This window comes from Nocardia brasiliensis NBRC 14402, assembly GCF_000308475.2.
Lineage (GTDB): Bacteria > Actinomycetota > Actinomycetes > Mycobacteriales > Mycobacteriaceae > Nocardia > Nocardia brasiliensis.
This window is the reverse complement of sequence record NZ_BAFT02000110.1, coordinates 243605-255309: the sequence shown is the minus strand read 5'-3', so window position 1 is coordinate 255309 and position 11705 is coordinate 243605. Positions and strand designations below refer to the sequence as shown.

Below are 11705 nucleotides of genomic sequence, written 5' to 3'. Positions count from 1 at the left end.
GACGCTCAGTGGCCCTGCGCGGCATCGCCCAGCCGTCGGGTGAGCCGCTGCCGGACGGCGGGCCACTCGTCGTCGGTCACCGCGTATTGGACGGTGTCGCGCCAGCTGCCGTCGGGGCGGCGCTTGTGTTTGCGCAGCACGCCTTCGCGTTGCGCGCCGAGACCTTCGATCGCGCGCTGGGCCCGCACATTGCGAATATCGGTGTGCCAGACGACGCGGACGGCGCCGAGTTCGTCGAAGGCCCGCCGCAGCAGGAGCAGCTTCGACTCGACGTTGATGCCGGTCCCCCACCACGCCCGACCCAGCCAGGTGAATCCGATTGCCACACTGCGATTCACCGGGCTGATCTCGTAGTAGGAGGTGGTCCCAGCCACCGGCGCGGCGCGCCTGTCCCGGATATCGCGCTGGACCCAGCACACCCGGTTGCCCGCGGCGCAGCTGTCCAGGATGGTCCGCACCATTCCGTCGGCGGCTTCGCGGTCTCGCGGCCGGGTGATCGAAAGATGCTCGAACACCTCGTCTTCGGCGATCGCCAGCAGGTCGGCGGCGTGCGGTAATCCGATCGGCTCCAGTTGTACGAGTTCGCCGGTCAAGGTCGCGGGGGTCTGCCATGCGACGGCGGGCAATGTGATCGTCATTCGGTCCGGTACCTTCTTCCGTGGTTCAGGTGGTGAGGTCGAGGGCGCGCAGGCGCCGCAGGACGACCCCGTGATCGAGTGGAAACCGTTCGGGCTCCCGCACTTCGGCGGTGACACCGGCCTCGGCCAGCGCGCTGCCGAAGTCCAGCTCACCCCGTGTCACGCGGCCGGCCGCGGCTTGGACGGTCCGGTAGGCCTTTTCGCGGTCCATTCCGTCGCGCAGCAGGGCGGCCAGCACCGGCGAGCTGTAGATCAGCCCATGGGTCGCCGCCAGCGCCGCGCGCATCCGATCCGGGCGCACCTCGAGGGTTTCGACCAGATCGGCGGCCAGCGCCGCCTGGTAGTGACCGAGGGTGAGAATCTCGGGCAGCAGGACCCGTTCCACGGCGGCGTGCGCCAGATCCCGTTCGTGCCACAGCGCCACGTTCTCCAGGAACGGCGCGACCTGACCGCGCAGGACCCGGGCCAGCCCGCACAGGCGCTCGCTGCCGGTGGGATTGCGCTTGTGCGGCATCGCGCTCGACCCCTGGTAGGCACTGGTCCGGCGCTCCTCGACCTCGCGGATCTCGGTGCGCTGCAACAGCCGCAACTCGAGACCCAATTGCTCGACGCACGCCCCGAGCAGAGCCACCGCCTGTACCAGCTCGGCGTGCCGGTCCCGCGCCACGACCTGGCTCGGTGCCGGTTCGACAGCCAGCGAAAGCCGTTCGCAGACAATTCGTTCCACGGCCGGATCGATCAACGAGTAGGTGCCGACCGCGCCGGAGATGGTGCCGACCGCCACTGCTTCCCGGGCCGCGACCAAGCGCCGGACCGAACGATCCACGGCGAAGACGAATCCGGCCAGCTTGTGCCCGAAAGTCGTCGGCTCGGCGTGGATGCCATGGGTACGGCCGACACAGGGCGTCTCCCACTGCGCGGCTGCGAGGTCCGCCAGGACGCGACGCAACCGGCGCGCCTGATCGAGGATCAGGTCGGCGGCCTGGGCGAGCGTATGGCCCAGTGCGGTATCGACCAGGTCATAGCTGGTCATCCCCAGGTGCACCCAGCGCGCCGAAGCCGCCGGGATCGGGTCGCAGAACGCGGCGAGATAGGACAGCACCTCGTGATCTCGTTCGGCGATCAGTTCGCGCACCCGGGCCGCCGCCGGGGCCGGTGCGCGGCGGATGTCCGCGACGGCGTCCGCCGGCACGCGCCCGATCGCCGATTGCGCCTCGGCGACCAGGATCTCGACCCGCGTCCAGGTGTCGTAGCGCGCCTGTTCGGTCCACAGCGCGGCCATGTCCGCGAGGGCGAAGGAATGGCTCATGGCCGGTCCCTCGGCTCCAGCCGGATACGGTGTTCGGTCGCGCGCTCCACGGCGGCGCGGGTATACAGCAGCGGCACGTAATCGCCTGTACCCCAGGCTTTGTGCAGATCCCGATAGTGCGGGCTACCCGGATCGCCCGCTTGGCCCGGTGTGTTGACGCACCGGGAGTTGTCCCACGCGCCCACATCGATGAGCAGCCGGATCGACGCACCGATTTCCGTGCTGAAGTCCGGCGGCACGTAGGCGGCTGCCGCCACGGTCGAATCGGAGCCGCCCACCGGCATCGGCTCGACGCCGAGCGCACAGTCCAGATGTTCGAACAGGTGCGGCTGCGGGCTTCGATGGAGCAGACCCCATGCCCATGCGGCGGGGTCGGCGCCCATCAGGCCCGCGACCTCGTGCCAAGCCTCCCGCAGCGTGACCGCTACGAGGCGGTCCCGCTCGGCGGCATCGGGCGGATCGAGTAGCCAGTCCAGCACGGCCTGGGTGTGCGGGCGCGCAATCGCCGGAACCGCCGCGGCGGGCACACACGCGGCGACGAACGCCGGCCCGAGCTTGCTGCTCCACCACACCTCGTAGAGCGCGGCGGCGGCCGAGTCGGCCGATTCGACGGCGTCCCAGCCACGTAGCAGCCGCAGCGCGGCGGCGAGCACACGGTCGGGGGCGGGGAAATCCGACTCGCGCAGCAACGCGACGACCGCACGGGCGGTGACCGACAGCAGATCGGTTTGCAAGCGCGCGCTGTCGTCCAGGGCGTGGTCGCCCGGCGCCGACAGCACCTCGACGATCCGTCGATATCGCGCATCGCTGGGCCACTCGTAGGTGGGCAGCGGCAGTTCGTCGGGCACGTTGCACTGGTTCGCGGTTGCCACGAAGCCCTCCGGTGGATCCACCGCCGTCGCGAAATCCGCAGGGGCGAACCAGCCTTCGGCCTCCGGGACGGCAGGCGCGAGCCGGGGCAGCAGGCCGGTGACCGCCTCGCGCCGTGGGATCAGCCCCGCGGTGCGCCGCGCGATGGTTCCGCCCACGTCGGCATAGACATGGGTCTCGCCGGGCAGCCGCCACGATTCGAGCGCCTTGTCGAACTCGGTCCAACTGGTGGCCGTGAGGTAGGCCAAACTGCCGAAATACGGTGCGGTGCCCGGTTGGGTCCAGGTGGTGCGCAGCACGTAGCAGCGGCCACGCTGCGGATCGATGTCCAGTACCGGCCCGTGCGCGGTGAACCGCAGCGGGACTCGGCGCGGCGGCTCGTCGCGGACCTCGATGGTCTCGAACACCGTGCTGATCGGCTCCCGATCGAGTGCGCAGACCAGCAGCTCCTCCGAGACCATCGGGCAGACCGTGAATCCGAACGCCGCGGTGCCGTTGTGCCCGAGCGTGATTCCCGGCGTCTGGGGCTCGCCCGCACCGATCACGTCGAGGTCCGGCGCGGACAGGTGCGCCAGGTAGCGCAGCGCGGGGGTGGTGTAGCCCCGATGCGGATCGGCGGCCAGCACCGGGCGGCCGGTGCCGGTCCGGTTCGCCGCCACCGCCCAGCAGTTGCTGCCCGACGCGGTCCCCGGCAGCGGCCCGGGCCGACCGGTGGCCAGCAGGTAGTCGCGCAGCACCGTCTCCGGAATATCGAGGACGGTCTCGGCGGTGACCACCGGCCGGTGGCCGCGCGCGAGCGGCTGGCGGACGAGATCGGCTTCGACGCCCGCGGCCGCGGTGACCAGGGCCCGGCGATGCTGCGCGAGCAGTCCATAGGCGGGCGCGTGCCCGCGTGGTCGCACCACGTCCGCGGCGGACCACCGCGCGGGCCGGTAGTCGGCCAGGCCGAATTCGGGCGGCAGCTGGTCGGGGTGTACGTCGAGCCAGTGGAGGTAAGCGTTGATGCCCGCGACGAATCGTTCGACCGTGCCCCGGGTGTGCGGATCGTAGGCCCGCCACTCGTCGTCCATTTCGCCGCGAAAGAGCAGCAGGCGGGCCGCGCGATCCTCGTCGACGTAATCCGGGCCGAACACCTCGGCCAACTGGCCCAGGGCTTTTCGCCGCCAGAGATCGATCTGGAACAGGCGGTCCCGCGCGGCATTGAACCCCTGGGCGAAGAACACGTCGTCGACGGTGGTCGCGTAGATGTGCGGGATACCCCAGCGATCGATGAGAATGTCCACGCTCGCGGCCAGGCCCGAAACCTCGAATACCGTGCCGCTCATCGCGATTCCTGTTCCGGTGCCAGATATCGCCGCCACGCGATCAGCCGCCGGTCGGCCACCAGATCTGCGTAGGCGATCTTGATACCGGCGCGTCGCCACCGATTGGCCAAGCGCATCATGCCGATCGAGGTGACGCCGAGCGCGTGCAGATCGGCGTCGAGCGGCACCGCCTCCGGCGTCGTCCCGATCATGTCCGCGACGAGCGCTCGTACCTCGGCGAGGGTGGGCAGGTCCGGTGTGGTCACCCGGCTCACCGCCCCGCCGCGAGCACAGTTCGCGCCAGGGCAGCCTTGTCGACTTTGCCGAGGCCGGTCAGCGGCAGCGCGGTCACGATCGCCAGTCGATCGGGCCATTTGTATTCTGCAACACCGCTGCTTTGCAACAACTCTCGTAATTCCGACAGCGTGGGCGGCTCGGCGATCGGTTGCACGCACGCGCAGGTCGCCTCGCCGAGATCGACATCGGGCACCGGTACCACGACCACCCGGCTGACCGCGGGATGCGCGAGCAGATACCCTTCCAGCTCGGTGGCCGAGATCTTGTTGCCGCCGCGGATCACGATGTCCTTGCGGCGCCCCTCGATCATGAGATTCCCCGCGGCGCTCAGGCGCGCCAGATCGCCGGTCCGGAAGAAGCCGTCCCGGGTGAAGGCGTTCCGATTGTGGTCCGGCGCTCGGAAATATCCGCGCAGCGTGTACGGGCCGCGGGCGAGCAGTTCGCCGGTGTGCCCGAGCGGCACGTCGGCATCGGCGTCGTCGACGAGGCGGATCTCGTCACCGGGCGAGATCGGCCGGCCCTGCGTGCCGAGCACGGTCTCGACGGGATCGTCGAGCCGGGTCACGCTGAGCAACCCCTCGGCCATGCCGAACACCTGTTGCAGCGCACACCCCAGGGTGGGCGAAACACGTTCGGCGACACTGCGTTGCAGCGGTGCGCCACCGATCTGCAGCAGGCGCAGCGTCGAGAGCCGCGGTGGTTCCAGCTCCGCGATCTCCAGCCACAGCTGAGCCATCGCGGGCACCAGCGAGGTGACGGTGACCTGCTCCCGGTCGATCGCGGCGAAGCAATCGTCCGGGTTCGGGTCGTCGACCAGCACCACGGTGCCGCCGCGGCACAGGGTGCCCACCACCCCCGGAGATCCCCAGGTGAAGTTGAATTCCACCGGCAGCGCCGCCAAATAGACATCCCCCGCGGTCAACTGCACCAGATCCGCGAGAACGCGGGTCTGATAGCAGTAGTCGTAGTGGGTCCGGCCGATCAGCTTGGGCATCGCCGTCGTCCCGCCGGACAACAGGAAGAAGGCCACCTCCGACGGATGCGGCGCCGGAAAAGCGGCGGGCGCCGCGTCGACCTCGGCCAGCGCGACGAACCGGTCCGACACCGCGGACTCGACCCCGTCGTCCGCTTCGCCGGCGACGAAAACCGTACGCAGGCTCGGACAGTTCTTCAGCGCGTCCACCGCGAGTTCCCGATGATCGAAGCCGCGGTAGCGCGCCGGCGTGACGAATCCCGTGGCGTCGACGCTGCGACAAAGATGCCGGATCTCGTTGCCGCGGTGCGCCAGCAGCGCGAAGACCGGGATGGCGCCGCGCCGGATGAGGGCGAACACCGTGACGACGAACTCCGGATGATTGGGCAACTGGACCACCACCCGGTCCCCCGCCTCGATACCGTGTGCCCGGAACCCGGCCGCCATCCGGTCGATGCGCCGATCGAGTTCCGCGTAGTCCATCCGTGCGCCGGTGCCGAAATGCACCAACGCCGTTGCGGCACCGAAGGTCTCGGCCCAGCGTCGGGGCAGATCGGCCAGCGTGTCGGCGCCCCAGTAGCCGAGTTCGCGGTATCGCGCGGCGAAATCCGTTGGCCAGGGCGTGAATCCGTCGAGCGTCATGATGAACGCCTCTCCTCGGTGGTCAGCGCGCGAGCCGCCAGCTCCGCGGCGAAGTGGTCGATGATCGTGGTCGCCTGGTCCGGATTCAGCCGCGGATCGCACGGCGGCGCGTCGCCCGGATCGGCGTCCGGTTGGTCGGCGCCGCATTCGCGGACCTGGTCCGGGGTGACCTCGAGATGCAGACCCGCGGGGTGTACACCGGCCGCGGTCAGGATCGTCACGAACGCGGTGATCTCGGCGCGCATATCGCGCAGCAGCCGTGTCTTGCGTTCGCCCGCCCGAATGGTGTTGCCGTGCATCGGATCACACACCCACAGCGCGGCCGCGTCGAGGGCGGACAGCGCACCGGTGAGGGCGCGCAACCGGTCGGTGTGGCCGACGCCCATCCGTGCGATCAGGCCGAGCCGGCCCGGCACCGGTGGGCAGTTCAGTGTGCGGACTATCTCGGTCAGCTCGTGCGCCTCGGTCGTCGGACCGAGCTTCACCGCAACGGGATTGGCGATCGACGCGGCCCAGTTGATATGCCAGTCCACGGCCCCGCGGGTCCGGTCCCCGATCCACACCAGGTGCGCGCTCGCCGCGTACCGGACGCCGTGGTCGCGGGTCAGCGGCTCCTCGTAGTCGCGCAGCAGCGCCTCGTGTGAGACGAACAGCGGGCGGCCCAGGTATTGATGCCTGCGCAGGTAGACCAGGGTGCGATGCGAACGGCCGTAACTCTCCAACAGCCGGGCCGGTTCCGGGGCGCGCTCGTCCGCGGAGCAGGCGACACCGTTCACAGCGTCGCCGCGGTAGGTCAGCACCCGGCTGCCGTCGGGCAACGTCTCGTAGGGCTGGCTGCGTGGTTTCGCGTGCTGTCCGGCCATCCGCGCCAGCAGGACCACCTCGCGGCCGCTGCGCTCGGCGAGCCGATCGGCCAGCCGCCGGTACAGCAGCAGCCTGCGATCGATATGGGTGGGGCTGGCCATGCTGAACAATTCGGCGCACTCACCCACGTGCAGCAGCAGCGCGGCGCCGCGTTCGACGCGAGCCAGCGCGGCGAGCAGCGACCGGATCTCCCACGGCGGCACCAGCTCCGGCAGCACGGTCAACGTCTGACGGACCGGGCCGATGTCCGGGTGTGCGTCCCACGGTGGTTGCTGCGCCGCGACGGGCACTGCTCGGATTTGCGCTGACGACGTCATAGCCGATGTCCTTCGTGCAGAGTGACCGGCGCCCCGACCGGTTCGATATCCGGTTCGGGCGCCGAGCCCGCGATCGTGGCCCAGTGCCACGCGGTGTCGAATGCGGTGACCTCGAGCTGCCGCCCGTTCGCCGCCAGCGCGGCGGCCTGTTCGGTCGCCCGCGCGATGAACGACGAAACCCGCTGGGCGGCAAGTAATTCCTGCTCATCGAAGGCAGGTCCCAGACAGCGCAGCAGCCGCAGGTCGACGAACCCGTTGAAGACCCGGTCCAGCACCCGCACCGGCCGCGGGCTACGGATGGTGAACCGGACATGCCCGGCGATGTGCCCGTGATGGTGCAGATCCGAGAAGTGCGAAATATCCGGGATCCCCGGCGGGAAGAAGTAGTCCCGCGCCCGCACCTCCGGCGTCTCGGGCAGATTCCCCGCGATGAAATGCCAGGAGTTGTACTGCATCCGCGCCGCCATCGACCACGCGATATCGGCCAGCCGCACCGGCGAACCGCCGAAATGCGCGCGGGCGGCCGGGTCCGGCACGACGCAGCAGAAGTAGTCGGCGATCTCCCATCGCACGATCTCGGCCCAGTCCGCATTGCGCAGCGCCGCGACCAGACGGGGCAGCGACCGCAGCCCCCTGCTCATCGCGAAGTCGGCCCCGAATTCCCGCACCGCGGCCGAAACCGTCTCGTACACCAGCGATTCCAGTCCGGAGCCGAACTCCCCGTGCCGCGCGGCCAGCCAGTCCGGGTGGGCGGCCACCGCCGCACTCAGCTCGGCGAGCGAGCGCCCCGACACCGGTAGCAGTTCGGTCAGCCGCGCGCTGAGTCTGCGGTCGATCCCTTCGCACGGCTCGGCCACCGGCCCCGCGACCCGCTCGGTCTTGTGCACCAGCGCGCCGTGGATCTCGCGATACAGCTGCACGGCGTTGACCAATTCGGCCCGCCTGGTACGAAGCGCGTCCGCCAACTCCAGCAGCGCGGCCACCGACTTCGATTCCGGCGCCGCGATGGCGGGACCTCGCCGGAGCAGGTTGTAGCGCAGCCGGATCTCCTCCAGCAGATCCGCGACGTGGTCGATGCTCAGCTGCGTGCCGTTGGCCTCTTCGATCCGGGCCGGGCCCGCCGAACGGACCAGCAGCAGCAGGCAGACCACCAGCACGACCTGGCTGTCGGGCCACAGGTCGAGCGGGAGGCCGCGCAGACTGCTGAGCACGCAGTCGGGATGGCCGGGCCACAGCGACTTGCCGGTGAGGTTGTTGGGCTCGCGAAAGTTGCTGTACCGGTGCGGTCCCTCGTACAGGATGAACGGCGCGGTACGCAGTGCCGCCTCGGTGAGTTCGTCGAGCGACTCGTCGCGACCGCGACCGCCGAGACCGGTCAGCCACTGTCGGCAATCGCGGATGGAATCCATTCGGCGAGTGTCGATTTCGGCGAGAAGCCGTTGGTGGTCGGCGACCGCCCGTGCCGTCCACGGGATTCGGCGCACCCCATCGATCAGATCGTGCTCGCTGATCAGTGGCGGATCGGACGGCGTCCGGAGCACGATTCGCGCATCGGTGGTCAGGCCGATCTCGCCGAGGAACACCGTCGCCCGGTCGTCGCCGTCGCGGTCCCCGTCGGCGACCGGTCGCCATGACCTGCCGGACAGCGCCGCCACCGCGGCCTCCTCGGCCGGGGCGAGCGCCCGGAGCCGGACCGCGGCGGGCACTCGGCCGCCGAGGGTCAGCAACAACTCGAGCGCGGCGGCATGTTCGGTACTGCGCGTGCATTCCGCCCAGAGGCGAGCGAGCAGGCCGGGCAGTCCGTCGTCGTGGTCCGCGTGCTCGGGGACGGGCGTCGAGCCGGCCGGCAGCCCGAGGCGGCTCGGCCGGCGGCTCAACCGCGCCTTGGCCATGGCCGCACGCCGCGGCGTGGTCACCATCAGTCCCCCCGGACGGTCGGATCGATCTGGCTCCACAGCTCGTTGCCGGTCGCCACCCAGTCCTCGTCGACATAGATGCAGTCCACCGGGCAGACCAGCACGCAGGCCGGGCAGCCCGAGCACAGCTCCGGCACGATGACGACGTCCAGTCCGCGATTGAAGATCGCTCCGAACTCCTGCGGACAACTGCGCAGACAGGAATCACAGGTGATGCATTCGGACGCCTCGATGCGCCGCGGCGGCTTACGCCAGGAATTGTTTCTCGATCGCGTAGAAACTCGATCGACCCGGGTCGATCCAGTATTGTTTCCATTGGCTTGCAAATTCATAGCAACCTACACAGATTGATTTCGCGTCTGATTGTTTCTCACGTATGTGTCCGGTCGCATGATCGACGACCGACCGTGCACACCGCACTGAACTTCAGACCCCCTCGGCGACAACGAGTTTAGACGATGAGACAGAGTGTGTCGAGGTGTACGCTTCCGCTCAGTGGATACAGTAGGTCCGCTCTGGACATTCTGTCGACCACTCGGTGAAAGACCTTCGGTATTCCTTATTCCACGGTCTTTTCTCGTTCGAAAATGCCCAAACTTTTCGGGGCAGTACCAACCCTTTGGAGGACATTCCGATGAAGACCAGCAGTATCTTTATCGCCGGGATCGGGACGGCCCCTGTCCCGCAGCTCGAGACCGCCGACGCCGTTGCCCGCGGATGGTACGACGCCGACGAACGCGCACGCAGCGAGCTGGTGTCGATCACCACCGCGGGGGCCACCCCGGCTCCCGACCTGGCCGTCACCGCGGCCGATATCGCGATCGCGACATCGGGGCAGCAACCCGCGGATTTCGGCGTCGTGTTCCACACCAATGTGCACCCGCAAGGACCGGAGGGGTGGTCGGCGCAGCACTACATCAACCGCCGCACCATCAACCAGCCGGTCCCCTCGATGGAGATCCGCAACGGTTGCATCGGCTTCCTGTCCACGTTGCAGCTGGCGGCTATGTACCTGACCACCGCCTCCGATCGTCCGGCCGCCCTGCTCACCTGCGCGGACAATTTCGGCACACCCACCGTCGACCGGTGGAACGCGTCCAAGCTGTTCGTGCTCGCGGACGGCGGCGGCGCCGTCGTGCTGTCGCGCACCGGCGGCTTCGCCAGGGTGCTCGCCCTCGGTTCGGTGTCGGCGCCGGAGCTGGAGGAGCGCCACCGCTCCGGTGAAACGATGTTCCCGCCGAGCCTCACCGTCGGCGGCGCGTTGAACTTCGAGGAGCGCACCAGCCACTTCCAACACCGGATGAACGAGGGCGTGCTGCGTCCGGAAAGCGATTTCGGGTCGGTCGTGATCGAGGTGGTGGAGCGCACGCTGAAGGAGGCCGACACCTCGATGGACGAGATCGCCCGGGTAGTGCACGACGGGTTCACCTTCTGGGCACTGCAGGATCTGTTCCTCGACCCCATCGGCGTCGCCGTCGAGCGCGGCATCTGGGATTACACCCGCACCGTCGGGCACGCGGGGCCGGCCGATCAGATCCGCGGGCTCGAGTACCTGCTGCGCACCGGACAGGTCGGCCCCGGCGATCGCGTGCTGCTGTTCACCGGCGGGCCGGGCATGGAAGCCGCGGCCGCCGTGGTCGAGATCGACGCGCGACCATAGGCGCATCAGCACTGGCCAAAAAGCCGAGGGTGCCCGATCGGGCACCCTCGGCTTCCTTTTTCGCATGAGTCACTACGACCACCTATGAGACACTTTGTATTGACAGATGCAAACCGTTCTGATGGAGTCCCCCACTATGCCTGAACTGTCAGATGACCAGTCGCTCATGTCACGGTTCGTCGGTGCGGTGCCGACGGTCGCCAAACAATCGTCCCGGGATCTGCACGGCGCGCTGCTGAAGGCGGTGGGCGTCGCCGATTTCGAGCTGACGGTGACCGGTCGCCGCGAGATCTCACCGCACTACCTGCGGCTCGGCTTCCACGGCGGCGGCCTGCTCAGCGGCCGATCGATCCACCCGACGATGTGGGTCCGCATGTGGTTTCCGGACGAAAGCCGTTTGCACATGCGCGCATTCACCCTCGTCGAGCCCGATGCCGGCGGCGACCGCTTCGATATCGAGTTCGCGCTGCACGAGGGGCGGGCGAGCAATTGGGCCCGCAACGCCCGCGTCGGCGACACGATCATGGCCACCATCCGCGGCTCGCGATTCGCGATACCGCAGCCGCCACCCGCCGGGTACCTCGTCGTCGGCGATACCGCCTCGTTGCCCGCGATCAATTCCTTGCTCGCCGCGATCGGCGACGCACCGGCCACGGTGTGGCTGGAATGGCAGCACGAGGACGATCGCGACCTGCCGGTCGCGGCGACCGCGCGCACCGAGGTCACCTGGGTGCCGCGCGAGCACGGCGGCGCGGCACTGGTGCACCAGGTCCGCGCCGCCGCCTTTGCCGCTCCCGGCCATTTCGGCTGGGTCGCCTGCGACCGCTGGACGACCCGCAAGGTAGCGAGCGTGCTGCGCAACGACTTCCACCTCGCCCGGAACTCGCTGGCGGCCCGCGGCTACTGGTGAATCCG

10 protein-coding genes are annotated in these 11705 nt (G+C 69.2%); 2 read left to right on the top strand and 8 right to left on the bottom strand.

Going from position 1 to position 11705, the window contains the following annotated elements; all coding sequences use genetic code 11:
- Positions 1 to 5: 5 nt before the first annotated feature.
- From TY25_RS37355 to TY25_RS37320, 8 genes are read right to left on the bottom strand one after another with little or no spacing between them, the layout of a single operon-like run.
- Positions 6 to 638: a GNAT family N-acetyltransferase gene (locus tag TY25_RS37355; RefSeq protein ID WP_042264491.1), complete on the bottom strand. Its 633-nt coding sequence runs from the start codon at positions 636 to 638 to the stop codon at positions 6 to 8.
- Between the two features lie 25 nt (positions 639 to 663).
- On the bottom strand, positions 664 to 1947 hold the full coding sequence (purB, locus tag TY25_RS37350) for an adenylosuccinate lyase (protein ID WP_201773751.1): 1284 nt from the start codon (positions 1945 to 1947) through the stop codon (positions 664 to 666).
- Positions 1944 to 4142 (bottom strand): penicillin acylase family protein, encoded by a 2199-nt coding sequence (locus TY25_RS37345; protein ID WP_042264488.1) that lies wholly within the window; start codon positions 4140 to 4142, stop codon positions 1944 to 1946. The genes purB and TY25_RS37345 overlap by 4 nt, the downstream gene beginning before the upstream one ends.
- Positions 4139 to 4387: a phosphopantetheine-binding protein gene (locus TY25_RS37340; protein WP_162184255.1), complete on the bottom strand. Its 249-nt coding sequence runs from the start codon at positions 4385 to 4387 to the stop codon at positions 4139 to 4141. The genes TY25_RS37345 and TY25_RS37340 overlap by 4 nt, the downstream gene beginning before the upstream one ends.
- Positions 4388 to 4392: 5 nt before the next feature.
- Positions 4393 to 6033: a (2,3-dihydroxybenzoyl)adenylate synthase gene (locus TY25_RS37335; protein WP_042264486.1), complete on the bottom strand. Its 1641-nt coding sequence runs from the start codon at positions 6031 to 6033 to the stop codon at positions 4393 to 4395.
- Positions 6030 to 7214 carry a 3-deoxy-7-phosphoheptulonate synthase gene (locus tag TY25_RS37330; RefSeq protein WP_063602797.1) on the bottom strand — a complete coding sequence of 395 codons (1185 nt, stop codon included), beginning with the start codon at positions 7212 to 7214 and terminating at the stop codon, positions 6030 to 6032. Before TY25_RS37330 ends, TY25_RS37335 begins: the two co-directional genes overlap by 4 nt.
- Entirely contained in the window at positions 7211 to 9133 is a 1923-nt protein-coding gene (locus TY25_RS37325; RefSeq protein ID WP_042264485.1) for a hypothetical protein, read from the bottom strand. Before TY25_RS37325 ends, TY25_RS37330 begins: the two co-directional genes overlap by 4 nt.
- Positions 9133 to 9462 (bottom strand): 4Fe-4S dicluster domain-containing protein, encoded by a 330-nt coding sequence (locus TY25_RS37320; RefSeq protein WP_042264483.1) that lies wholly within the window; start codon positions 9460 to 9462, stop codon positions 9133 to 9135. The genes TY25_RS37325 and TY25_RS37320 overlap by 1 nt, the downstream gene beginning before the upstream one ends.
- A 302-nt stretch (positions 9463 to 9764) precedes the next feature.
- Here TY25_RS37320 and TY25_RS37315 point away from each other — a divergent pair, with 302 nt between their 5' ends.
- Together TY25_RS37315 and TY25_RS37310 are read left to right on the top strand one after the other, a co-directional pair.
- The gene (locus TY25_RS37315; RefSeq protein WP_042264862.1) at positions 9765 to 10790 is read left to right on the top strand and encodes a ketoacyl-ACP synthase III family protein; all 1026 of its coding nucleotides are present in this window, start codon (positions 9765 to 9767) and stop codon (positions 10788 to 10790) included.
- Positions 10791 to 10977: 187 nt separating this feature from the next.
- Positions 10978 to 11700, top strand: a complete 723-nt coding sequence (locus tag TY25_RS37310) for a siderophore-interacting protein (RefSeq protein ID WP_370466234.1) — start codon at positions 10978 to 10980, stop codon at positions 11698 to 11700.
- Positions 11701 to 11705: the final 5 nt, after the last annotated feature.